Source organism: Zeaxanthinibacter enoshimensis (assembly GCF_004362865.1).
GTDB lineage: Bacteria > Bacteroidota > Bacteroidia > Flavobacteriales > Flavobacteriaceae > Zeaxanthinibacter > Zeaxanthinibacter enoshimensis.
Genome location: NZ_SNYI01000002.1, coordinates 875,079 through 898,423, shown reverse-complemented (window position 1 = coordinate 898,423; position 23,345 = coordinate 875,079). Strand labels below are relative to the sequence as shown.

Here is a 23,345-nt window from a genome sequence, read left to right as displayed (position 1 = left end):
CTCATTAATAATCAAAGGTTAATTGGTGTTTTTTACTTTTAATTATGGACTTAAAAGATCAGCTGCAAAATTTATTCCCCGATCATGAACCTAATGAAGAACCGGTACAGGAAGACAAGAGTGGTGGTCTGTGGATGCAGGAAGATCCTATCCTCTGCAAGTACGAGAAACGCAAAGGGAAACCTGTCACTATCCTGGACGGCTATACAGGCGCAGATGATGATTTTAAGAAACTCTGCAAGGAACTCAAAACACGCCTGAGTGTCGGCGGAAGTTACAAGAATGACCAGATCATCCTGCAGGGCGACTACCGCGACCAGATCATGGAAATTTTACAGGAAAAAGGCTTCAGAACCAAGCGCGTAGGTGGCTGAATTCTGTTAATTAGTTTTTCTATTTTTCGATATTAATGTACCTTAGAGGTTAGAACAAAAACCAAATTGAAGATGAGCTCCCAACTACTGCATATCACTAACGGGGACAGTTTTACCCAAAGATTACAGGAACTGGATTTGAAAGGCGATATTATTACCTGGAGGGAGATGTTGTGTGAAGGTAAGACCGAAACTAATGTTGGAAGCGAAGCATTCTGGAAGACCCGATTTGAATTCCTGCATAAGAATTACAACGTCAGTAAATCCTGGTTCGTTGAAAAAACGCTGAAAGAATACCGCTCGCTCTGTAACCATAAACAACAGGACCAGATCATTCTTTGGTTTGAACATGACCTGTTCTGCCAGATCAATATGCTGGCCGTACTGAGTTGGTTAAAGACGCACCGCAGGCACGCAGAAATTTCCATGGTCCTTACCGGAAAAGATCCTGAAACCTCTAGGCTGACCAGTTTAAACAAACTGAGCAACGAACAGTTGTTGACACTATATAAGAGCCGTAAGGTCCTGAGCCAGGATGATATCGAGTACGCAGATTACGTATGGCAACTTTACTGCAGTGACAACCCAATACGCTTGGAGAATATCACTGATTCTGATCATTTTAGCTTTGATTACCTCTCCGATGCCTTGAAGGCACACCTGCGCAGGTTCCCTACTATTAAGAACGGACTTAACGAGATCGAGAACAGGATACTTGAAGTTTCCCTGCTGGACAGACCCAAGTCGAAAAAAGCATTATTAAAAAACCTGCTCGAGACCCAGCAACTTTATGGGTTCGGGGATACCCAGTACGAAAGAGTTATCACCACCTTAAAGCCACTTTTCAGCGGGTTTAACCCCGTAAAGATCACTGAGAAAGGCAAAGCAATACTGGAGGGAAAATCTAACTATTATTCCCAGCTCAGAGATAACGACTCCTACCTCGGTGGTGCACTTAAATACAATTTCCTTTACAATACGGATTCACGGAGAATCCTAAAACTCTGATATGCCTTTACTCCCCTCTGAATTGATCCTCAACGAGGATCAGAGCATCTATCATCTCAATTTACATCCTGAAGATATTGCCGATACCATCATCACCGTTGGTGATCCTGATCGCGTGAAAATGGTAACTTCTTATTTTGACTCCGTAGAGGTCAAAAAAGGAAAGCGGGAATTTGTCACCCATACCGGGCACTACAAGGGCAAACGTCTCACCGTGATTTCGACCGGAATAGGAACAGACAACATAGATATTGTTCTTAATGAACTGGATGCCCTGGTGAATATTGATTTTAAGACGAGGAAGGTCAAAGAAGAATTAAAGCAACTGAAACTGATACGGGTCGGGACTTCCGGGGCGCTGCAGCCGGAGATCGAAGTTGATACATTCCTTATGAGCGAGTACGCTATCGGGTTTGACAACCTGCTGCATTTCTATGACAGCTCCCATTTACAATACCACGAGGTTCAGAAAGCTTTCCTGGAATATACCCAATGGTCTTCGGCCAAATCTACCCCCTACGTCATTAAAGCTGATAACGAACTACTTGAAGCCTTTGCATCGGACCAGGTCTTGATGGGGGTGACCGCCACCAAGGTAGGATTCTATGGTCCACAGGGTCGGAAACTGAGACTGGAACTCCAGGATCCCGACCTGAATCATAAACTTTCGTCTTTCAGGTATAAAGGACGTATGATCACTAACCTTGAAATGGAAACCTCCGGTATTTATGGGCTTTCCAGGTTGCTGGGTCACCAGGCCGTTTCCATGAATTGTATCCTGGCCAATCGCTATAATGGTACCTTCTCGGAAAACCCGGAGAAAGCAGTGAAAAAACTTATCGAATATGTACTGGAACATTTGACTGTAGCGTCATTTGTTTAACCAATATAGCAAACGGGCAGTCTAACTTATACGTATTTTTACCCTCAAAACATCAGAGTGGAAAAATCGTACAAGCATCGGGACGTCAACTGGCTTTCCTTCAACGAACGGGTACTGCAGGAAGCAGAAAACCCGGCTACTCCCCTTTTAGAACGCCTGAAATTCCTGGCCATCTTTTCTTCAAACCTGGATGAGTATTTCAGGGTGAGGATCTCCCAGCTCCGCCAGCTAAAGAAGGTGGATAAAAAACTCCGTAAAAAACTGATGACAAGGTCTAACAAGACCCTTAAACATATCCTTAAAGAAGTACACGCCCAACAATGCAGGTTTGGAGAAATACTGCAGAATATCTACAGGGGCCTGGAGGATCACGGGGTATATTTTGAAACTCCGCAAAGTTGTTCCGCGCAGCAACAGGAATTCCTTGAAACTTTTTTCAGTAATGAGGTAATGGACGACTGCGAGGTATTGCAGGAATTTACTTCGGAGGATCTTCAGAATGGGAAAATTTACCTGTTGGTCGCCTTTGAAGACGGATCCTTTTCACTGGTCTTAGTGCCCACAGATAAACACGGGCGATTTATCGAGCTGCCCGGGGAGCGTACCCATTATATTTTCCTGGACGACGTGCTGCGGTGCCACCTGGACAAACTGTTTACAGGAAAAACGGTGAAGAATGCCTATTCTATCAAGTTATCGAGAGATGCAGAGCTGTACCTGGAAGATGAAACATCAGATACAGACCTGGTAGAACGCATTTACAGCAGCCTCGACCAGAGAACATCCGGGCAGCCTACAAGACTGCTATACGACGAGAGCATGCCTAAGAAATTGTGTGGGTCTCTTATGAAAGAACTCGAGATTAGTAAAATAGACATGTTCCCGGGAGGCAGGTACCACAATTTCTCCGATTTTATGGATTTCAGCCTTTCATTGGAAAAGCCCGGGTTGAAATATGAAGAAATGCCGCCCCTGCCCCACCCTGAACTGGCCGGTATAAAGGACTATTTTGCTGCACTGAAACAAAAAGATTACCTGACACATTACCCTTACCAGGACTTTTCTGTCCTCGAGAATTTTATCCGGCAGGCATCGGATGATGACAAGGTCACCAGCCTGAAAATTTCCCTGTACCGTATCGCCAAAGAATCAACCCTCACGGACGCACTTTTAAAAGCCCTGAAAAACGGGAAAGAAGTTATCGTCTTTGTAGAAGCGAAAGCGCGCTTTGACGAGGAGAACAATATCTTCTGGGGAAAAACTTTGGAAGAGAACGGGGCTAAAGTCATTTTCAGCGTACCCAACATCAAGGTGCACGCGAAGATCGCAATGGTAGAGCGAGAGGAAGAAGGTGGCCTCATGCGCTACGGATATATCGGCACAGGGAATTTCAATGCCCAGACTTCGAAGATATACTGCGACCACGGGCTGTTCACAGCTGACAAACGCATTACGGAGGATCTCAGCCAGGTCTTCCTGGTTCTGGAGAAAAAACTAATTATCCCCAAGCTGAAATACCTGTTAGCTTCCCCTTACAACACACGTAGCACGTTTCGGGAACTCATCGAAAACGAGATCAGGAACCGCCAGGAGGGTAAGAGAGCTTTGGTCATTGCCAAGATGAACAGCCTGGAGGATAAAGGAATGATCGATGAACTTTACAAGGCCCTGGCGCAGGGGGTGGATATCCGCTTACTGGTCCGTGGGTTCTGTTGCCTGGTACCACCAACTCCCGAGGAAGGGAGTTCCTGGGGCAAGCTGGAGATCACCAGTATCATTGATCGTTACCTTGAACACGGGAGGATCTATTATTTCTATAACGATGGTGATCCCAAGATGTATATGGGCTCCGCGGACTGGATGACACGCAATCTCGATAAAAGGATTGAAGTATTGACACCTATACTCAGCCCGCATATATTTAAGGAACTGAAACAAGTGCTGGATATACAACTGGCTGATAATGTAAAGGCCAGGATCATAGACCGGGAGGATACCAACACCTACGTGGAGCGGGCTGCCGGTGAAAAACCGGTCAGGTCCCAGTACAGCATATATGAATTCTTAAAATCAAAATTAGTTGTAAACCAGGATATATGAAGCAAGTGAAAGTCATTGGAGTACCCGAACATTTTAACCTTCCCTGGCACCTGGCAATAGAAGAAGGTGCCTTCGAGGAAAGAGGTATCGACCTTCAATGGACCGATATCCCCGAAGGAACCGGGAGGATGTGTGATATGTTAGAACAAGGAGAGGCTGATATAGCCATTGTCCTGACGGAAGGTATCGTCAAAAAGATCACGGAAGGCCTGGATGCAAGGATCGTGCGGGAGTATATATCCACCCCCTTACAATGGGGCATACACGTCGCAGCCCAGAGTCATTACCAGAAAGTGGAAGAACTGCGGGACGCGCGGGCTGCGATCAGCAGGTTTGGCAGCGGAAGTCACCTCATGGCTTTCGTCAACGCAAGACAACAGGGCTGGGATACCAAATCATTAAAATTCAGAGAGGTGCAGCACCTGGAAGGCGCCATTGAAGCCCTTGGTAAGAAAGAAGCCGATTATTTTATGTGGGAGCACTTTACCACCAAGCCCCTTGTGGATGAAGGCATCTTCCGTAGACTGGCCGACTGTCCTACCCCCTGGCCGTGTTTCGTTATCGCGGCGAGTGACAGGTTTTTAAAAGATGAAAGCAGCACCCTGCTGCACATCCTGGAAATACTGGATAATTATACCAGGGAATTCCGCCAGATCCCCAGCATTGACCGCACCCTGGCCAACCGTTACGGGCAACAACTGGAGGACATTCGTATCTGGCTCTCGGCCACCCGGTGGAGCCAGAAACAGATCAGCAGGGAGGTCATTGATAACGTGAGTAATACACTACTCTATTTAAAGCTTATTGAAGAAAAAGCAGCCCCCTCGGATATACTCTGGAAAAAATAAGATTACCAATCAATAGGCGGTTTTCCCTGGCTCAGAAGCAAGTCATTGGTTTTGCTGAAGTGCCCGTTGCCGAACCAGTAGCCGCGGTTGGCGCTTAAGGGAGATGGATGACCGGAAGTAAGGATATGATGCCTGCTTGCATCGATCAATTTAGCCTTCTTTTTGGCATAGCCGCCCCACAGCAGGAAGATCAATCCTGATTTCTCACGGTTCAGTACCCGGATGACCGCATCGGTAAATTCTTCCCAGCCCTTGCCCTGGTGACTTCCCGCCAGCCGCTCCCTTACAGTGAGTGTAGCATTAAGCAACAGAACACCCTGCCGTGCCCAGTGGCTCAGGTCCCCGTTTGCCGGTAGTGGTTTATCCAGATCCCTGGACAACTCTTTGTAGATATTGAGCAGGGACGGGGGGAGTGATTGATCCGGGGAAACGGAAAAACAAAGTCCGTCAGCCTGGCCCTGTCCGTGGTAGGGATCCTGCCCCAGGATCACCACCTTCACCTCTTCATAGGGTAATTGGTCAAAAGCCCGGAATATTTGATCCTCCGGCGGGTAACACTGGTGGGTCCCGTATTCATTTTGTACAAAATGCAATAGCTCCAGGAAGTAAGGTTTTTCACATTCCTGCGATAAAGCTTCGGCCCATCTGCCCGGCAGGTTTAAATTCATACTTAATTTGGGTATTTTTGTATCACTAAAATCATTGCAATATACTTTGAAGCACAAGATCCGCAAAAAAACCCTGGAAGACCTTGAATTCCCTACTGTCTTAAAACAACTGTCATCCCGCTGTGCTACAACGCCAGGGAAAGAAGCCGCCCTTTCACTGGCTCCTTTACGGGAGCGGGAAAATATCCTGACTACCCTGGGGAGGACATCTGAGTACCTTTCATCCTTCACCACGGATAACCGTATCCCAGCTCACGGGTTTGACGAGATCAACGCAGAATTACGGTTACTGGGTATAGAGAATACCACCCTGGAGATACAGGGCTTCAGAAGGATCGCTTCTCTGTGTGAGGTAGTTGCCGAACAAAAGAAATTCTTTAAAAAATTCAAGGAGTACTACCCCCTGCTCCATGAATTATCACTGTCTGTAGAAGAAGATACTGAAGTAGCCACAATGATCGGCCAGGTCATCGATCGATTTGGCGAGGTACGCGACGATGCTTCAGAAGCCCTGGGCAGGATTCGCCGGCAGATGCAAACCGTAAAAAGCCAGATCAACCAGAGCTTCGTCTCTGCCCTGCAGTCCAGCCAGGCTGCAGATTACCTGGATGAGATCCGGGAATCCGTGGTGGAGAACAGACGGGTACTGGCCGTGCGATCCATGTACAGGAAAAAAGTAAAGGGAAGGGTAATGGGCACTTCCAAAACCGGCAGTATCGTATATATCGAGCCCGAAAATGTACTCCGATACAGCCAGGAACTGGAACACCTAGAAATGGATGAGAAGGAAGAGGTACACCGGATCCTCAACCAGCTGACCTACCGGATAAGGCCATGGCGCCCGGTACTGAAATCGTACCAGACTTACCTGACCGAAATGGACCTCACTGCCGCCAAAGCCCGTTATGCCGATGAGATGGGCGGACTTATGCCTGAGATCAATAATGCGAAACAGTGGCATCTCCGCGATGCCTACCATCCTTTGTTGTTTCTCTCTAACAAGAAAAAGAAAGAGAAGACCTATCCGCAAACTATCTCCCTGCACCCGGAAAACAGGATCATTGCTATTTCGGGTCCCAATGCCGGGGGGAAAAGTATCACCTTGAAAACCATTGGGCTGCTTCAGCTGATGCTTCAGAGTGGAATGCTGATCCCGGTTCACGAAAGGAGTACGGTCTGCCTTTTCTCCAAGATACTTACCGATATTGGGGACAACCAGTCTATCGAAAATCACCTGAGCACATACAGCTACCGTCTGAAGAATATGAACCGGTTCTTACGGTTGTGTGATGATGATACGTTATTCCTGATAGATGAATTCGGAACAGGAAGTGATCCGGAACTCGGGGGTGCTTTGGCCGAAGCTTGCCTGGAGGTGTTCTATGAACGCGGCTCCTACGGGGTAATTACCACGCATTACGCTAACCTGAAGTTACTGGCAGATGAACTGCCCCATATGACCAATGCCAATATGCTCTTTGATTCTTCCACCCTGGAACCTACTTACCAGCTGATGCTTGGACAGGCAGGTAGTTCCTTTACTTTCGAGGTGGCACAGAAGAACGGCATCCCTTACAGCCTGATCAACAAGGCAAAGAAGAAGATAGAGCGTGGAAAGCTGCGGTTTGACGCCACCATAGCCAAAATGCAGAAAGAACGCAGTAAAATGGCTGAAACAGGCTCCAGGCTGCAGGTAGAAGAGAGTAAAGCGAGAGAGGAAGCCCGGAAACTTAAAGAATTAAAAGGCAGGGTGAAAACCAAGTTAGAAAGTTACCAGGAACTTTACGATCACAACCAACGTATGATCCACCTGGGGAACAAAGTTCATTCGGCCGCCGAGCGATATTTTGTGGATAAGAAAAAAAGACCGCTGGTATCAGAACTGCTCCGTATCGTTGAGACAGAGAACAGTAAAAAGAAGAAGTCTTCTGCCAAAGAGGTCAAGGCACGAAAAGTGAAACAGGCCCAGGTCGCCAAGGAAGCGGAAGTGCAGGTAGAACATATCCGTAAGAAGAAAGAAAAAGAAAAGAAGAAGGCCGAAGTAAAGCAGAAACAAGCACCTAAACCCATACTTGCCGTAGGGGACCGGGTTCGACTCGCAGATGGGAAGGCCGTTGGTACTATAGACACCCTGGAGAAGAAAGAAGCCGTGGTCAATTACGGGCAATTTACCACCCGGGTTGATGTTTCTAAACTCGAACTGGTCATGAAAAAGAAATAAATTTCGCTGATCCATACCTTCCTTTAACAGCACTCGTATAGTGCAGATCTCTGGATCTTAATGTACTTTTACACTATGGAATCCCTTAACAGGAACAAGAAAATCATCCTCTTTGACGGGGTCTGCAACCTCTGTAACGGCGCCGTGCAGTTCGTGATCCGCAGGGATCACTCCCACCAGTTCGTTTTTGCCTCCCTGCAGAGCCGGGTCGGGCAACAACTGGTATTGGAAAGGGGAATCAATACGGAAGAACTAGATTCGATCATTCTGATAGAACCTTCTGTGGCCTATTACGCCAAGTCTGATGCTGCACTAAAGATCGGCCAGGCTTTCGGAGGCGGATGGAAACTGCTGGCTCTTCTGGAAGGGATACCCAGGCCCATCCGTGATGGCATCTACGACCTTGTTGCGCGGAACAGGTACCGCTGGTTCGGGAAAAAAGAGGCTTGTATGATCCCTACCCCGGAACTACAATCGCGCTTCCTGGACGCCTGAGTCCTTACTTAAGATTGTTCAGGATAAAATCGAGCTTGCTGTTCTTATTCAGGTTCTGGCGGAAGGCCAGGTTTTCGAAAGTATTTTTTGCTGCAAGTCCCCTGGCCTGCAGGTAAGCGATATCGTTCTCGAAATCAATTGCCACTTTCCCGCTTAGTAGTATATCCAGAGATTCCTGCCTGCTGTACCTTTTATAGATCTTGCGCAAGCCGCTGAGATAGAGCCTGTCTTTGGTGAACCCTCCTCCCCGGTGAGCACGTAATGTGATATTAAAGGCATCCTCCCGGTTCAGTTTATACTGGGAATGAATGAGATCAAAAGTATCCTGGAAACTGTAACCTTTAATTAAACTATCCGATGCCAAAACCCTGTAAGCCAATTCCTTAAGTCTTTTTAAAGTGAGCGATCCGCTCATGTATTCACTGAAAACAGCCAAACCTTCCTGGGTTTCGACGTTCTTTGGAAAACCATTGGAAAAAATCTTCAGAGGTTGATCCTGGGCATTGAAAGTGGTAACCAGGTGAACCCCTATCTCGTGGTTCGCCAGGGTCTGCAACTGGTTCTTGCTGAACTTTGCATTCCGCTTCAGTAGCAGGGATTTGGTAGCATTACTGACCATGGCATCCGCCGCGATATTAGTGGAAAACCGGATGTTGAGGGGAAAGTCATAACGACCGGAAAAATCTTCAAAATAATCTTTCGCCTCTTCCGGCGTGAATACCTTTTCAAGGTCCTGCGAAGGAGGATCATTATCAAAGTGTAATATGAATTTGGCATTCTGTACATCCTTTTCTGTCGGGGTACCGTATACCCGGAGCGAATTATAGTAGAATTTACGGCCACTCCCGATGGTCTCTATACACTGCACCATATTAGCATAGAAATACACGATATCCCTGTATACCCGGTATATCTCCTCATCTTCTATCTTTTCTAACCGGATGGAAAAAAGTAATCTGTGTAATTTCAGGGGATCGAATTTCAGCTTAGGGTAGCGGAATTCCGGTGTCTCTGTATATTTTGAAGCGAAGAACCGGTGCTTCTCCTTTTCGATATTCTGAGGATTGACATAATTCAGCAACTCGATGCGTTTCACTAACCTGTCCAGTTGTGAATCGATCTCCATCAACCCGGAATAGGATTTTTGCAATGCTATGAGTTCCTTTTCGCTCATCATAAAGATGTCTCTTGAAATATTTTGCTCTGCAAAGGTATAAATTCATCCAGCTGCCTGGTCACAGTGTCTACAACTTCCCCGTAGATCTCCCCGGTTAACTCGTCGCAATATATCTTTGCGATCTCGGTAGCCAGGACCAGGGTATTATCAAAATTTTCCGTAATAAATTTCAGGAAATAACCATTACCCTGGAATGTGTCGTTGATCCTGGAAGTAGACCTCAGGTCACCAGGTAAATCCATCCTTCCCAGTAATTCACGCCATGATTCAGCTATCCGACCGAACCGCTTATTATCAATATTTGCCGTTCCAAGGTTCCAGGTGGGAACTTCCCGCTGCCAGCGCTTCCAGTTGTAGCTGTGCATATCAAAGACCAGGGCCTTCCCGTAAAGTTCTTCTGTCTTGGTGACCAGGGCACGTGTTACGTTATAAAATGCCCGGTGTTTTTCCATGCTGATCTTTTTCTCGTTCTCGGGCAGGGGATCCTTCCATAGAAGCTTTCCCCAGGCATCTTTATAGATGGCTAATTCCGGTGGGCGGTTAAGGTCGTATTCAAACCGGCTGTCGCAACCCGAGATCACCATCGGATGGCTGGCCACCATCTGCCGGGTACAGGGATCCTCCTCGTACCACCGCTCGTATTCGGAATGCAGGCAGTAGCCTGCCAATGAAGAACGGAATTGGTGGCCGTCGTGGACGGCACCGCAGAGATAGGGAGCGTAATGATCTATTTTTACCTGGAAAGAATGGTCTTCTGCCAGGGCATGGAAAGGGATTTCCTCCTCGATGTTCCGGATAATGCGCGAGACAGGAAGTTTAAGCATTCTGCACCTCATTTCGCAGGCGCGACCTTCGGTCAAAGGCTTCCAGTTTGTCCAGCACCTTACTTTCAATAAAATCGATCACCTTGGTCTGTATCCTGGCCTTGTACACTTTGTTGATATAAGTAATCCCCCCGGGAGACATGACATTGACCTCTACCAGTTTCCCGCCGATCACATCAATTCCCACGAAATACAGGCCGTCCTTAACAAGTTTAGGTCCAATTTGCTTACAGAGTGCTTTCTCCTGTTTGGTCAGGTTGTGCTTGGCTACCCTGCCACCGGCCGAGATATTGGATCGGTGGTCATCGGAACCCGGGATTCGCTTCATGGAGCCTATCACCTCCCCGTTGAGTAGCAGGATTCGCACATCGCCTTCATCGGCACCCTCTATATATTCCTGGAGGATGACATAATTGGAGGTGCCATCAGAATTGGTGATATAAAAATCGAGCAGGGAGTTAATATTAGACATGGCCGATTTTTCGATAAGAATAACTCCTGAACCTCCGAAACCGTTCAGCGGTTTCAGTATCATCCGGTCGGCAGTGGATTGTTTAATTTGCTCTACCAGGTACTCCTTGTTTTTCGAGACATGGGTCACCGGGATGATATTGCTGTGACTGTCCCCGAAAGCCGCGGTATACAGCTTATTATTGGCTTCCCTGAGGCCTTGAATGGAATTCACGATAAAGACATCATCCTTAACAGAATCCAGGAAATTGAGCATTAAGGGATCCAACGGCGGGTTAGCGCGCATAAAAATAACATCAAACCCGGCCAGGGGAAGCATTTCTTCCCTCAGCTCTGCTTTCCGGTAGAAGGTCTTCATATTAGAGGGCACCTTCTCCATCTTGCCGATCACTTTACAAAAAGCGCTGGTAACACTATTACGGATGGTAAGGTTAGCCGGCGTACAATACGCCACCCCATGATTCCTTTTCACACATTCATGGATCAGCGCAAGGCTGGAATCCTTTTCTGGTTCTATCTCCTCCCAAGGATACATCAGGAAGCATATATTCATAACATCGAGTTTTTCTATTTTACTTCATCCAGGTTATCATCCCAGTTCTTGACCTTCGGATGCAAGGTCCTGCCGAGAGATTTGGCCACCATCATGGATACGGTTGCATCGCCGGTAACGTTCACTACTGTCCTGCACATGTCCAGGGGGCGGTCTACAGCGAAAATGAGCGCAAGTCCAATAGCCAGTTTATCTGCCGGGAAACCAATCGCCTCCAGGACGATCACCAGCATTACCATACCGGCGCCGGGTACCGCGGCCGATCCGATGGATGCCAGCAGTGCGGTCAGAACAATGGTCAGCTGGCTCCCGAAGGTCAGGTCAAAGCCCAGTGCCTGGGATATAAAAACAGCGGCAACCCCCTGGTACAGACTGGTACCATCCATATTGATGGTGGCCCCTACCGGGAGTACAAAACTGGAAATATCTTTATCCACTCCCAAGTGCTCTTCCACGCGTTCCATGGTTACCGGCAGGGTTGCCGCACTGGAACTGGTAGAAAAGGCAAGCAGTTGTGCCGGGGTTATCTTACTGAGGAAGGTCAGAGGGTTGTAGCGGGTAAAAGTAGCCACCACCACGCTGTAAAAAACGATCATCAGGAGAAGACCCAGTAAAACGACACCGGCATATTTTAGCAGTGCAAGTAAAAGATCCGGATCCCCCGAGGTCACCACCACGTTGGCCAACAGGGCAAACACCGCTACGGGAGCGGTAAGCATAATAAGGTCTACCATCTTCAGCACTACATCATTGAGGGAGTCAAAGACATTTTTAAGCGGTTTTGCCGCTTCCTCCCCTATCAGTAACATGGAAATTCCCATGAAAATGGTGAAAAAGATCACCTGTAACATCAGGCTGTTATCTCCCAGCGCATTGAAAGCGTTGTCGGGCACCATATCTTCCAGGAACTGCAATGGCCCGCTTTCCTTTTGCTTGGAGGCTTCTTCCAGTTTAGAGGTTACCTGCTCATCACCGGCATAGGTTTCGGTTAACTGGGCAATAGTATCCTGAGAGATACCCTCCCCGGGCTGCAGTACGTTTACCAGCAGCAGCCCGATGGTAATAGCCACTACGGTGGTAGAAATGTAGATCATGATGGTCCTGACCCCGATATTCCGGAACTGGGAAATATCTTTCAGGTCAGAGATCCCTTTTATGAGGGAGGCAAGAATCAGCGGAATCGCGATCAGCTTCAGGAGTTTTACGAATATGGTTCCCAGTGGATTGATCCAATCCTGTACAAACGTGGCACCCCAATCAGGATAAGTCATGGCAAACCCGAAGAGTACCCCGGCAACCATCCCAATGAGGATCTGCCAGTGCAATTCCAATTTCTTCATAAAATAAAATTTGATTTTGCCGGGTAAGATACCATTTTGCAGGCAAACCCCCTAAACTGAGCTGCTATAATTTAGCGCCCTCGTTGCGTAGTCTAAAATCAGCCAACACCAGGGCGGCCATGGCCTCGACAATAGGAACTGCCCTCGGGACCACGCAGGGATCGTGTCTCCCTTTACCTTGCACGGTAACAGCATTACCCTCTTTATCTATGGTCTCATAAGACTGTATCAGCGTGGCTACCGGTTTAAAAGCCACTTTGAAGTAGATATCTTCCCCGTTACTGATTCCTCCCTGTATACCCCCACTGTAATTGGTCTTGGTAGTACCATCCTGGCTGAACGAATCATTGTGTTCACTTCCTTTCATCTGTACCCCGGCAAAACCGCTGCCGTACTCGAATCCCTTAACGGCATTGATAGACAGCATTGCTTTCCCTAGCTCCGCATGGAGCTTGTCAAATACAGGTTCCCCAAGACCTTTAGGTACGTTCCGGATCACACAGCTGACTACTCCGCCGATCGTATCTCCTTCTTTCCTTACATCGCGGATATAAGCCTCCATTTTTCCGGCCATTTCAGGATCCGGGCAGCGCACGGGGTTCGATTCGGTTTTGGAAAGATCCAGTTCCTGGTATGGTTTATCCATGATAAGCGAACCAACCTGCGAAACATAGGCCCGTATTTGAACCGGGGCAAGGAATTGTTTAGCAATGGCGCCGGCTACTACCCTGCTCGCGGTTTCCCTCGCAGAACTTCGCCCACCCCCGCGGTAATCCCTGAAACCGTATTTGTCGTCATAGGTCTTATCGGCATGGGAAGGGCGGTAAGAGTCCTTGATGTGCGAGTAATCTTTGGATTTCTGGTTGGTGTTATGAATGGCAAAACCGATCGGGGTCCCGGTGGTCTTACCCTCGAATATCCCAGAAAAGAATTCGACCGTATCCGGTTCCTTACGCTGGGTTACAATGGCCGATTGCCCGGGCTTCCTGCGCTCTAACTCCCCTTGTATGGCTTCTAAGTTCAATGTCAGCCCGGCCGGGCACCCCTCCAGAATACCTCCGATGGCAGGACCATGTGATTCTCCGAAGGTCATTAATTTAAACAGGGTTCCGTAAGTATTTCCGGCCATAGTTTACTGTGCTTTGATAGGAATACCCGGGGGTATTCCCAACATGTTTAAGCTATCAAAGATAAAGCTTAGCCCGAACCAATGCAACGGCAACTCCTTAATATTCATTTAACAACAGCCACAGTCCGCTTAATCTAAAGATAACCTTGTCCTTAAACAAAAATGACACGCCGGGTTAGGAACGTTTTCATCCCTGGCATAATTTTACCACATCATAATTTTACCGGTTTGAGAAAGAGAACGATAGAGGTCGTAGTACTATCAGATATTTACCTGGGCAGCGAAGAGTGTAAAGCGCAGGAATTGCTGACCTATCTCAGCAGTATAAAGCCCGGGATCCTCATCCTTAACGGTGGATTGATCGCCGGGAATGCGAATAATCTTAAAGAACTTCCGAAGGTCCAGATGAAGGTAGTAAAGAAGATCGTTACCATAGCTGCACAAGGAACAGCGGTTTATGTTCTTGCCGGGGAAACGGATCACTACCTGAAAAGACTTGAGGGTATCGCTGTCGGCGCGATACAGATCAGGAAGGAATTAGTCCTGGACCTGGACCATAACAAAACCTGGTTTCTACACGGGCAACATTTTGACATGGGACCCACCTCCTCTTCCTTGCTAAGACCTTTCCGGCTGCATAGTTATACCCTGTTTGCCAGATGGAAAAAACTGTCCAATTCCCTGGGAGGCTTTTTTATAAAGAAGAAAGCCGGGGAATTACCAGTGAAAAACCCCTCATTCTGCCCGGAACAGTTCCGCACTAACGCCTTACACTGTGCCGCCGCCCGGGGTTTTGGTGCAGTAGTTTGCGGTTATACCAGCCTGGCAGATAAATATGTACAGGAAATGGAGTACGGCAGTACACAGTATCTTAATTCGGGCGACTGGCTGGGAGAAATGACCGCGCTGGAATACGCCTTTAAAAGGTGGAAAATATACAGGTACCAGGCCGACAAATGCAGCGTCTTCTTTGCAGATGAAGAGCTTAAATCCATGGATTTGACCAACATCGAAACGCTCCTGGACACCCACGGGAAACGCAATAAACGTAAGAGGCGCAAAAAGACTCTACACTAGTGCGTTTCTTAAAATACTTACCGGGTGTAGGGCAGTCCTGCTTGTCCCATCCTTGATCTGGTGTCTGCAGCTCGTACCGTTAGCCGCGATAAGCACCTCAGGACCAGATTTCCTTACAGCAGGAAACAACCGAAGCTCCCCTATCGCCATACTGATGTCATAATGTTCTTCCTCGTACCCAAATGATCCCGCCATACCACAACAGCCGGAATTAATTATAGTCACTTTATAATTCTCCGGCAGGTTAAGCAGGTCAAAACTCACTTTTTGGTCAGAGAGGGCCTTCTGGTGGCAGTGCACATGTAGTTTTACGGTCTTTGCTTCTTTCGTAAAAGCTTCGCCGGACAAATGCCCGAGCCTGATCTCTGCTGCCAGGAATTCCTCGATCAGCAAAGATCTTGTAGCAATCTTATCTACTATTTCCTGGTTCAGCCCAAACCTTTTGTATTCATCCCTGAAGGTGAGGATAGCAGAAGGTTCGAGTCCTATCAACACCCAATCTTCATCCAGCTTCCCGGACAGAGCATCTATGTTTTTAGCAGCAAGTTTTTTGGCCTGTTCCAGGAAGCCTTTGGAAATATAGGTGCGCCCACTTTCGCCGTAAAAAAGATCTACGTCATACCCCAGGGTCGTTAGTAACACCACGGCGTCCTCGCCCAGGTCGGTATCCAGGTACCTGGTGAACTCATCAATATAAAGCAACACCTTCTTTTTATTCGTAACCTCTTTATTAACAGATGACTTTAATACTTTATCAAAATCAACACTTGAAACCTTTGGCAGGCTCCTGGCGGGAGCAACTCCCGTCATTTTTTTAAGAATTCCACCGAAACTTTTACTGCTGTACATGGCGTTGGTCAGTCTAGGCCATTTACTACCCAGCCGGTTCAGCGTGGTGTTATATGCGAACAGCCGACTTCTAAGACTGAAGCCGTTTGCTTTCTGGTATTGGTACAGGAATTCTGATTTAAGGCTGGACATATCAACGTTACTCGGACACTCGCTACCGCACGCCTTACAGCTAAGGCAAAGGTCCATAGCTTCTTTCAGCGTAGCGTTGTCAAAACGGTTGGTATCCCCTTCATGTGTCAGTACTTCCCTGAGCACATTCGCCCGGCCCCTGGTAGTATCTTTTTCGTTGCGGGTGGCATGGTAACTGGGGCACATAGCTCCGGCGGAATGATGCGTCTTCCGGCAGTCCCCGCTGCCATTACATTTTTCAGCAGCTTTAAGTATGCCCTCGCTATCCGAGAAATCCATAAATGTTCTGATCTCGAGTTCTTGTCTCCCTACCTCATACCTGAGAGATTCGTCCATGGGGTAAGCATCCACGATCTTCCCCGGATTCAAGATACCCTTTGGGTCAAAATACGACTTCACCCTTCTGAGCAGTTCGTAGTTAGCTTCGCCTATCATCAGCGGAATAAATTCAGCCCGGACGATCCCGTCCCCATGTTCCCCGCTGAAAGAACCTTTATATTTTTTGGTAAGCCTGGCCACATCGGTGGTGATCTTGCGGAAGAGCACTACGTCTTCCTTCTTTTTCAGGTTCAGTATAGGTCTCAGGTGCAGTTCCCCTGCCCCGGCGTGGGCATAATACACTGCCTGCTGGTTATAAGAATCCATAATACCGGTGAATTCCGCAATAAAACCGGACAGGTCTTCCAGGGCAACCGCCGTATCTTCTATACAGGCCACGGCCTTGCGGTCTCCAACCATATTCCCCAGGAGTCCAAGCCCCGCCTTCCTGAGTTCGATGGCTTTATTGATATCCGGCCCGCTCAATACGGGATGGGCATAGCTGTTTCCTGAAGCAGTAATGGATTTTAGTAATGAGGTTACTTTATCCTGTAGGAGCTGCTCACTTTCTGCCCGGACTTCTAACATCAGTAAGGCTGCCGGATCGCCCTGCACAAAGAACCGGTTTGCCAATTGGGCACGGTTATTCTTAGTGCAGTCCAGGATCACCTTGTCCATCATCTCGCAGAGGTACAATGTATGCTGCATAAGAGGAGCGACATCTGCAAGACATGTTTTGAGGGTTTCATAATGAGTCACTACCATGGCGGAATGAACAGGAGGCAGATCGTCCAGGGCCAGGGTGATCTCCGTGGTAAAGGCCAGGGTTCCTTCGCTCCCACTCAGTAATGAACAGAGATTGATACCCGGCGATTCTCCCCCGAAAAGCTCGCTTTCCAGCAGGGAATCAACCGCATACCCTGTGTTTCTCCTATGGATGCTTTTCTTAGGAAATTCAGTATTAATATTTTTCTGTATCTCACTGTTTGACAGTTCTTTATGAATGTTCTTATAAATATTTCCTTCAACAGTGTCCTCTTTGGTCTTATGCAGGAATTCCTCTGTGCTCAGTTCGTGGAAAAGAGCGGTAGACCCGTCGTGAAGAACCGTTTTTAATTCCAGCACCTTATCCCGGGTTACCCCGTATTGAATCGAGGTTGTTCCACTGCTGTTATTACCCACCATTCCACCGATCATGCAGCGGTTAGAGGTAGAAGTATTGGGACCGAAGAACAGGCCATACTCGGCCAGGTAGGTATTTAATTCATCCCTGATCACCCCGGGCTGTACCCGGACCTGTTTTTTTTCCACATCAAGCTCCAGAATTCGGGTAAAGTGTTTTGACACATCCACTACGATCCCCTCACCCACACATTGCCCGGCCAGGGAAGTTCCAGCAGTCCGGGGAATAATCCCGACCTGGTGTTCCGAAGCGAAACGCAACAATTTTACAATATCCTCGTTAGTGCGTGGAAAAGCGACCGCAAGTGGAGTCTTCCTGTACACCGAAGCATCGGTGGCATATAGTTTCCGGCCAAGGTCTGTATAGTCCAGGGTCCCTTCCAGGGAGTCTCCTAAGGCTTTGAGCAAATTATTATTCAATTTAAACTAAATTTGGTCACTAAATTAAGTCTTTATTAACGATACACCAGAAGCAAGTAGCTAAATTTGGTCTAACTAAAAAAAATGATTCACAATGAAAATAATGAAACCATTAACCCTTCTGTTTTTATTTGCAAGTTGCGCGATCAGCGCACAATCTCTGTCCGAGCATGCTCTCGGTCTTCGACTGGGAGACAGCGACGGATTCGGAGCTGAAATCTCTTACCAGAACGCCCTGAGCACCGATACACGCCTTGAACTGGACCTGGGATGGAGAGACAGCAGGAATTACGATGCTTTTAAACTGGCGGCGGTACATCAATGGGTACGCCCGCTTGACGGAAATTTTAACTGGTTCTACGGCCTAGGTGGTGGTTTGGGAAATGTTGATTTCGCAAACAATGATTTTGATGATGGTCTGTTCCTGTTTGGAGCCGGGAACATTGGTGTGGAATACGATTTTGATATTCCACTGATGCTGTCCCTGGATTTCAGGCCGGAAATCGGAATTGTCGGTTATGATGATTTCAGCGACAATTTTGATTTCGACATCGCCCTTGGTATCCGTTACCAGTTCTGATCAATTACAATAAAATCCTTAGAAGTCCTTAACATAAGCTCTTGTTAAGGACTTTTTTTATTCGATACCAGTTAGCTATATTTGGCCATCTTAAAATAAAGAAATGAAGAAATACACCCTAGTTTTGTTAAGTGTCCTGGCCCTTGTGGGTTGTAATAGTGAACCAGACGGTTTTACCATCAAAGGTGAGCTGGAAGGCGATGTGGAAGACGGGACCATGGTTTTTTTGAAAAAGACCAATGAGCAGAACCAACCTGTAGATGTAGATACCGCCCTGGTAAAGGATGGGAATTTCAGCTTTAAAGGAAAAGCCGGAGAACCTGAATTACACTATGTATTCATTGATAACATCCGGGGAAACATCCCGGTGATCATCGAAAAGGGAGAGATAGAGGTAGAAGCCCAGAAAGACAGCCTGCCCTTCGCCGAGGTAGAAGGAACACTTCAGAACGATCTGTTCAGCGACTTCCTGGATGCTTCCCGTGCATTGTCCCGTAAAGCCATGTCTATGAACGAGGACATGAGGGCTGCTACGGCAAAACGAGATACAGTGGTCATGAATTCGCTGCGGGAAGAATATTTTGAACTACAGGAAGAAGCCAAGAACTTTGAGATCTCATTTGCCGAAAAGAATCCTAATTCCCTTATCTCTGCCCTGATCATTGAAAAGGGTCTGACAACCGGTTCCCTGGCCGATAACAAGGCTAAGAAAATGTACGAGGCTCTCACCGATGAAATAAAGAATACCCGCGTTGGTCTGCGAATCAAGGAGAAACTGGAGAAAAGTGCGAATACCTCTATAGGAGCCAAGGCTCCAAATTTCTCTGCTCCTACCCCGACAGGGGAAGAGCTTGCCCTGGCTGATGCTATGGGAAAGGTGACCATCATTGATTTCTGGGCCGCATGGTGTAAGCCTTGCCGGGCCGAGAATCCAAACGTGGTAAGGATCTACAACAAATACAAGGACCAGGGTCTGAACATCCTTGGAGTCTCCCTGGACAGGAAAGCCGAAGACTGGAAAAAAGCGATCGAGGATGACGGACTGACCTGGGACCACGTTTCCAATGTGAACTACTTTGACGAAATCGCGCAATTGTACAGCGTCAATGCGATTCCTGCAACTTTTATTCTCGATGAGAACGGGGTGATCGTTGCGAAGAATCTCCGGGGTGATGCCTTGGATCAGAAAATTGCAGAGCTTCTGCAGTAAGACAGGAAGTCCCTAGCAAAAAAAAGCCCGGTAGATACCGGGCTTTTTAATTTACAGCTTTAGACTAGGATTTAGAATTTCCCCCGGATATCCTCAAAATTTCCTTTAACTGTAGCACCTGGATCTATATTTACATTGCCAAAGATGCTTACTACAGATGAGTCTCCAAGGAACTCCAGAGTAGCGCCCTCATCTAAATTCAGATCTCCGTATAAAATTAGTTCCCCTTCAATTTTTAAGGTAGCTCCTTTTTTCAGCGTGAGATTCTTTCTGTTATTATTCCTGGCTACGATCAACATACCATTTAATTCCATCAGCGCATCAGCCTCTATACTGATATTGTTTCGAACACTCCAGGATCCACATAATAATAAGGCTCCTTTGTTCACTATATGATTCAGTCTCTTAGCGCCGCTAAAGGCTACTGTTTCCCCTGTATCCACGTTAAATTTATCACTCCCGGTATATTCCGAAAGACCCGAACAGCGCTCTACCAGGGTTTCAGCAGGCCTGTTCATTTTGATGATCTGTAACCCTTCTGAACCCGAAGCTGCGAATATATAGTCACCTTTAGATGCCACGTAATTTATAGAACCTTTCAGCTCTACTACGCCTACTACTTTAGACTCACCATTCTCAATTTCGGTAAGGCTTAGCCCGGCACCACCGTTGGCCATCATCAACAGCCCGTCATTTGTGTCTACCGCGTTGGTCACCTGGTCTCCCGGGTTTACTCCTTCCGGGTCTACCAGGATAGGAATGTACTCCAGAAGGGCACCATCATTAAACGAATAAACCCCAGTTCCCTTACTTGCCTCCGAGACCATGATCCGGTCATCGTGAAATTTCAGGGTTTTCTTGGTAGACTCGCCGAAGTCGGTGGTAATATCAATCTCCCTGTCAATCTTATATTTTTTATCCAGGATCTTAACTCCTTGGCCGGCGTCTAATAAGGCTATTTGTTCATTTTTTACTGATATGGACCTGAGATCAGGGTAAAGGAATTCTTCCTCCAGTCTAAGGTCTTGTTGGCGGTATACCGTAAGCGAACCATCTTTTCCGCTGGTCACCAGTACCTGGTCACCATGAATAAAGACATCATTTGCTGTAAATCCTTGCTGGAACCCGTAGATGATGCCGCTTAGATTTGAAAAGACACCGCCGCTCACGGGGATCTTCGCGATAAAGGAATTACTTGGAGCCGCGTCGGAGATCAGGGCATCTACTCCCCCGACGGCATATACATTTCCATTATAATATTGCAGCGCATTAATATCTGCACTACTGTAGATAAGCCTGGAAGTGACCCTGGGATCATGTGGATTCGAGATGTTGATGATCTCAATTGCCCCCGAATAGGCTTCATCGACAACATTGTAGGATACGTAGGCGAAATCTCCCTCCACGTCAACATGGGAAGCTTTCAGGAGATTGTTTGGCGGACTCACCTGGGCTACCAGGCTCAGGGGGTAATTTCCCGCGGTATCCGTGGCTCCTTTCCCGGCATTTCCCGGGGCGTCATCCTCGTAAATATCCAGTACTCCCGAGACCTCGAAAGATACACTGGGTTGTAAAACGGCAGCATCGCTTTCAGTGATAACATTATCTGTAAGGTTATCCTGGTATACTGTGGTCTGGTCAGAACAAGCTGAAGCCAATAGTAATACTGAGACGGCCAGCAGGGGGGACTTTTTAAACATAAATAGGTCTTTTTTGTTAATGTTGGGCTTTACATTAACGAATCAGAATCCTATTTCTTGCCTTTACTTGTTTTTTTGAGGTGTAAAACTGCAACAGGCACAGGATGTTGCTGAAATTTCAGGGCAACAGGGCAAGAAAACACCCCTAAAGTTTCCCCATTTTCTGCAGGATGAACAGCAGGGCTATAGGGATCGCCAGTAGTAGAACCATCCAGGTATCCGTAACCAGCAGATCCGGTTTAAAGATCAATGTGGTCAGGTAACCTCCGACAGCACCGCCGAAATGAGCGGTATGACCGATGTTCCCTACCCTTTTCTTCATCCCGTAAATGGAATAAAGTAAGTACCCGACACCCAGTATATATGCGGGAATTCCAACGGTGGGCAGAAATATAAAATACAGGGGATCATTGGGCTGCAAGAGAATAGCCGAATACAACACCCCCGTGACCGCTCCACTCGCACCTACCGCACTGTAATAATACTCGTTCCTGTGGAAGTACAGGGCCAGTAGACTTCCGGCCAGCAGGCTTACAAAATAGAGCAGGAGAAATTTAATGGACCCGAACCAGGTCACGACCACATCGGCGAAGAAAAACAAGGTGAACATATTCAGGAAGAGGTGGGCTATGTCCACATGCAAGAATCCCGAAGTGATCATCCGTTCCTTTTGTCCTGCCTGGATCTGCCCGATCCCGAACTTATACCGCTCAAAAAAACTGATATCATTGAACCCCTTGATAGATACTAAGGCGTTGGCTGCGATCACAGCTAGGGTTACCAGGGCAATATTCATAGGCAGGGCGTATTTTAGGGCCAAATATAAGTATATTTGCCCACAGTAAAATACCGCATGCAACTACTGACCTACATCCTCACCTACCCTTTTCTGTGGTTACTTTCAATACTTCCGGACCGGCTGTTCTACACCGTATCTGATATCGTTTATATACTGGTATACCACCTGGTGGGATACCGTAAAAAGGTAGTCCTGAACAATCTAAGGCTCTGTTTCCCGGAGAAAGAGGAAGAAGAGCTGCTGCGTATCAGGAAGGAGTTCTACAAGCATATGTGCGATATGTTCCTGGAAATGACCCGGACCATGAATTTCAGCCAGGCAACCCTGGAGAAACATTACCGAATCCTTAACCTGGAGACCCTGCTGGAGTCTGAGAAACATAAAAGCACCCTGGTTCTTACCGCACATTACGGTAACTGGGAATGGAGCGTGATCCTTAACAGGGTGATAAAATCTAAGGGTTATGCCGTTTACCAGAAAATCAACAACCCATATTTTGATAAACTCGTCCGCGATATTCGTTCCAAGTGGGGTGCAGAACCTATCCACCAGAAGGAAACCGTAAGAACCATAGTAAAGAATGAAAAGGAAGGAATCCGTTCCCTATATGGAATCGTGGCAGACCAGTCGCCGCAAAAGCACCGGGCCAAGTACTGGAGTAATTTTATGGGGCACTATGTCCCTATCTTCACCGGGCCTGAAGATCTTGCGCGAAAATTGGACCTGGCAGTTTATTTTGCCCGTATTACCAAAGTAAAAAGAGGATACTACACCTTTGAGCTTGTCCCGATCACCCTGAACAGCAAGGCAACAGGCGAACATGAGATCACGGATACTTTTATGCAGATGACCGAGGAACGCATCCGTACCGCACCCGCTTACTACCTGTGGACCCACCGGCGATGGAAACACCGGAAACCAGCTGAAAACTGATTCTTTCAGCTTCTCCTTAACCAATAAAAAACCCCGGAATCCCGGGGCTATATT

20 protein-coding genes are annotated in these 23,345 nt (G+C 47.4%); 11 read left to right on the top strand and 9 right to left on the bottom strand.

All coding sequences use genetic code 11. The features are described 5' to 3' along the window. The first annotated feature begins 44 nt into the window (after positions 1 to 44). From CLV82_RS10085 to CLV82_RS10065, 5 genes are all read left to right on the top strand, one after another. On the top strand, positions 45 to 374 hold the full coding sequence (locus tag CLV82_RS10085) for a translation initiation factor (protein WP_133644175.1): 330 nt from the start codon (positions 45 to 47) through the stop codon (positions 372 to 374). A gap of 72 nt (positions 375 to 446) precedes the next feature. After that, on the top strand, positions 447 to 1,382 hold the full coding sequence (locus CLV82_RS10080) for a DUF1835 domain-containing protein (protein ID WP_133644174.1): 936 nt from the start codon (positions 447 to 449) through the stop codon (positions 1,380 to 1,382). Between the two features lies 1 nt (position 1,383). Further along, entirely contained in the window at positions 1,384 to 2,265 is an 882-nt protein-coding gene (locus CLV82_RS10075; RefSeq protein WP_133644173.1) for a nucleoside phosphorylase, read from the top strand. 57 nt (positions 2,266 to 2,322) lie between these two features. Continuing rightward, on the top strand, positions 2,323 to 4,365 hold the full coding sequence (ppk1, locus tag CLV82_RS10070) for a polyphosphate kinase 1 (protein WP_243744188.1): 2,043 nt from the start codon (positions 2,323 to 2,325) through the stop codon (positions 4,363 to 4,365). Continuing rightward, positions 4,362 to 5,213 carry a substrate-binding domain-containing protein gene (locus tag CLV82_RS10065; protein WP_133644171.1) on the top strand — a complete coding sequence of 284 codons (852 nt, stop codon included), beginning with the start codon at positions 4,362 to 4,364 and terminating at the stop codon, positions 5,211 to 5,213. Before ppk1 ends, CLV82_RS10065 begins: the two co-directional genes overlap by 4 nt. A gap of 2 nt (positions 5,214 to 5,215) precedes the next feature. Here the strand turns inward: CLV82_RS10065 and ung are convergent, their stop codons facing one another. Continuing rightward, positions 5,216 to 5,881 carry a uracil-DNA glycosylase gene (gene ung, locus CLV82_RS10060; protein ID WP_133644170.1) on the bottom strand — a complete coding sequence of 222 codons (666 nt, stop codon included), beginning with the start codon at positions 5,879 to 5,881 and terminating at the stop codon, positions 5,216 to 5,218. Between the two features lie 46 nt (positions 5,882 to 5,927). Here ung and CLV82_RS10055 point away from each other — a divergent pair, with 46 nt between their 5' ends. Together CLV82_RS10055 and CLV82_RS10050 are read left to right on the top strand one after the other, a co-directional pair. Continuing rightward, the gene (locus tag CLV82_RS10055) at positions 5,928 to 8,102 is read left to right on the top strand and encodes an endonuclease MutS2 (RefSeq protein ID WP_133644169.1); all 2,175 of its coding nucleotides are present in this window, start codon (positions 5,928 to 5,930) and stop codon (positions 8,100 to 8,102) included. A gap of 75 nt (positions 8,103 to 8,177) precedes the next feature. Beyond that, positions 8,178 to 8,597 carry a thiol-disulfide oxidoreductase DCC family protein gene (locus CLV82_RS10050; protein ID WP_133644168.1) on the top strand — a complete coding sequence of 140 codons (420 nt, stop codon included), beginning with the start codon at positions 8,178 to 8,180 and terminating at the stop codon, positions 8,595 to 8,597. A gap of 4 nt (positions 8,598 to 8,601) precedes the next feature. Here the strand turns inward: CLV82_RS10050 and CLV82_RS10045 are convergent, their stop codons facing one another. The 5 genes from CLV82_RS10045 to aroC all read right to left on the bottom strand — a co-directional run bounded on the left by CLV82_RS10045 (position 8,602) and on the right by aroC (position 14,091). Beyond that, complete coding sequence (locus CLV82_RS10045; RefSeq protein ID WP_133644167.1) at positions 8,602 to 9,774, bottom strand: flavohemoglobin expression-modulating QEGLA motif protein; 1,173 nt, start codon at positions 9,772 to 9,774, stop codon at positions 8,602 to 8,604. After that, positions 9,771 to 10,598, bottom strand: a complete 828-nt coding sequence (locus tag CLV82_RS10040) for an N-formylglutamate amidohydrolase (protein ID WP_133644166.1) — start codon at positions 10,596 to 10,598, stop codon at positions 9,771 to 9,773. Before CLV82_RS10040 ends, CLV82_RS10045 begins: the two co-directional genes overlap by 4 nt. Further along, positions 10,591 to 11,622 (bottom strand): glutathione synthase, encoded by a 1,032-nt coding sequence (gene gshB / locus CLV82_RS10035; RefSeq protein ID WP_133644165.1) that lies wholly within the window; start codon positions 11,620 to 11,622, stop codon positions 10,591 to 10,593. Before gshB ends, CLV82_RS10040 begins: the two co-directional genes overlap by 8 nt. A gap of 14 nt (positions 11,623 to 11,636) precedes the next feature. After that, positions 11,637 to 12,962, bottom strand: coding sequence for a dicarboxylate/amino acid:cation symporter (locus CLV82_RS10030; RefSeq protein WP_133644164.1), 1,326 nt, complete (start codon positions 12,960 to 12,962; stop codon positions 11,637 to 11,639). Between the two features lie 64 nt (positions 12,963 to 13,026). Then, on the bottom strand, positions 13,027 to 14,091 hold the full coding sequence (gene aroC / locus CLV82_RS10025; protein WP_133644163.1) for a chorismate synthase: 1,065 nt from the start codon (positions 14,089 to 14,091) through the stop codon (positions 13,027 to 13,029). A gap of 228 nt (positions 14,092 to 14,319) precedes the next feature. On the opposite strand from aroC, the gene CLV82_RS10020 reads away from it, so the two are divergent. Beyond that, entirely contained in the window at positions 14,320 to 15,168 is an 849-nt protein-coding gene (locus CLV82_RS10020) for a metallophosphoesterase family protein (protein WP_133644162.1), read from the top strand. Here the strand turns inward: CLV82_RS10020 and CLV82_RS10015 are convergent. Then, on the bottom strand, positions 15,160 to 18,069 hold the full coding sequence (locus tag CLV82_RS10015; protein ID WP_133644161.1) for an FAD-binding and (Fe-S)-binding domain-containing protein: 2,910 nt from the start codon (positions 18,067 to 18,069) through the stop codon (positions 15,160 to 15,162). The two genes, CLV82_RS10020 and CLV82_RS10015, sit on opposite strands and share 9 nt — an antisense overlap. Positions 18,070 to 18,163: 94 nt before the next feature. Between CLV82_RS10015 and CLV82_RS10010 the strand changes: the two genes are divergently transcribed. Together CLV82_RS10010 and CLV82_RS10005 are read left to right on the top strand one after the other, a co-directional pair. After that, positions 18,164 to 18,649, top strand: a complete 486-nt coding sequence (locus tag CLV82_RS10010) for a hypothetical protein (RefSeq protein WP_133644160.1) — start codon at positions 18,164 to 18,166, stop codon at positions 18,647 to 18,649. A 103-nt stretch (positions 18,650 to 18,752) separates the two neighbouring features. Continuing rightward, positions 18,753 to 19,859, top strand: coding sequence for a TlpA disulfide reductase family protein (locus CLV82_RS10005; protein WP_133644159.1), 1,107 nt, complete (start codon positions 18,753 to 18,755; stop codon positions 19,857 to 19,859). A gap of 71 nt (positions 19,860 to 19,930) precedes the next feature. Here the strand turns inward: CLV82_RS10005 and CLV82_RS10000 are convergent, their stop codons facing one another. Next, positions 19,931 to 21,559 carry an LVIVD repeat-containing protein gene (locus CLV82_RS10000; protein ID WP_133644158.1) on the bottom strand — a complete coding sequence of 543 codons (1,629 nt, stop codon included), beginning with the start codon at positions 21,557 to 21,559 and terminating at the stop codon, positions 19,931 to 19,933. Between the two features lie 145 nt (positions 21,560 to 21,704). Next, complete coding sequence (locus CLV82_RS09995; protein WP_133644517.1) at positions 21,705 to 22,355, bottom strand: rhomboid family intramembrane serine protease; 651 nt, start codon at positions 22,353 to 22,355, stop codon at positions 21,705 to 21,707. 36 nt (positions 22,356 to 22,391) lie between these two features. Here CLV82_RS09995 and CLV82_RS09990 point away from each other — a divergent pair, with 36 nt between their 5' ends. Continuing rightward, entirely contained in the window at positions 22,392 to 23,291 is a 900-nt protein-coding gene (locus CLV82_RS09990; protein ID WP_243744187.1) for a lysophospholipid acyltransferase family protein, read from the top strand. Positions 23,292 to 23,345 lie beyond the last annotated feature (54 nt).

Bases quoted from the DNA above. Each gene is read 5' to 3' on its own strand.
- CLV82_RS10065 (WP_133644171.1), top strand. From the start codon at position 4,362: ATGAAGCAAGTGAAAGTCATTGGAGTACCCGAACATTTTAACCTTCCC.
- CLV82_RS10005 (WP_133644159.1), top strand. From the start codon at position 18,753: ATGAAGAAATACACCCTAGTTTTGTTAAGTGTCCTGGCCCTTGTGGGT.
- CLV82_RS10085 (WP_133644175.1), top strand. From the start codon at position 45: ATGGACTTAAAAGATCAGCTGCAAAATTTATTCCCCGATCATGAACCT.
- aroC (WP_133644163.1), bottom strand. From the start codon at position 14,091: ATGGCCGGAAATACTTACGGAACCCTGTTTAAATTAATGACCTTCGGA.
- CLV82_RS10030 (WP_133644164.1), bottom strand. From the start codon at position 12,962: ATGAAGAAATTGGAATTGCACTGGCAGATCCTCATTGGGATGGTTGCC.
- gshB (WP_133644165.1), bottom strand. From the start codon at position 11,622: ATGAATATATGCTTCCTGATGTATCCTTGGGAGGAGATAGAACCAGAA.
- CLV82_RS10040 (WP_133644166.1), bottom strand. From the start codon at position 10,598: ATGCTTAAACTTCCTGTCTCGCGCATTATCCGGAACATCGAGGAGGAA.
- CLV82_RS10010 (WP_133644160.1), top strand. From the start codon at position 18,164: ATGAAAATAATGAAACCATTAACCCTTCTGTTTTTATTTGCAAGTTGC.
- CLV82_RS10045 (WP_133644167.1), bottom strand. From the start codon at position 9,774: ATGATGAGCGAAAAGGAACTCATAGCATTGCAAAAATCCTATTCCGGG.
- CLV82_RS10050 (WP_133644168.1), top strand. From the start codon at position 8,178: ATGGAATCCCTTAACAGGAACAAGAAAATCATCCTCTTTGACGGGGTC.
- ung (WP_133644170.1), bottom strand. From the start codon at position 5,881: ATGAATTTAAACCTGCCGGGCAGATGGGCCGAAGCTTTATCGCAGGAA.
- CLV82_RS10075 (WP_133644173.1), top strand. From the start codon at position 1,384: ATGCCTTTACTCCCCTCTGAATTGATCCTCAACGAGGATCAGAGCATC.
- CLV82_RS10080 (WP_133644174.1), top strand. From the start codon at position 447: ATGAGCTCCCAACTACTGCATATCACTAACGGGGACAGTTTTACCCAA.
- CLV82_RS09995 (WP_133644517.1), bottom strand. From the start codon at position 22,355: ATGAATATTGCCCTGGTAACCCTAGCTGTGATCGCAGCCAACGCCTTA.
- CLV82_RS10000 (WP_133644158.1), bottom strand. From the start codon at position 21,559: ATGTTTAAAAAGTCCCCCCTGCTGGCCGTCTCAGTATTACTATTGGCT.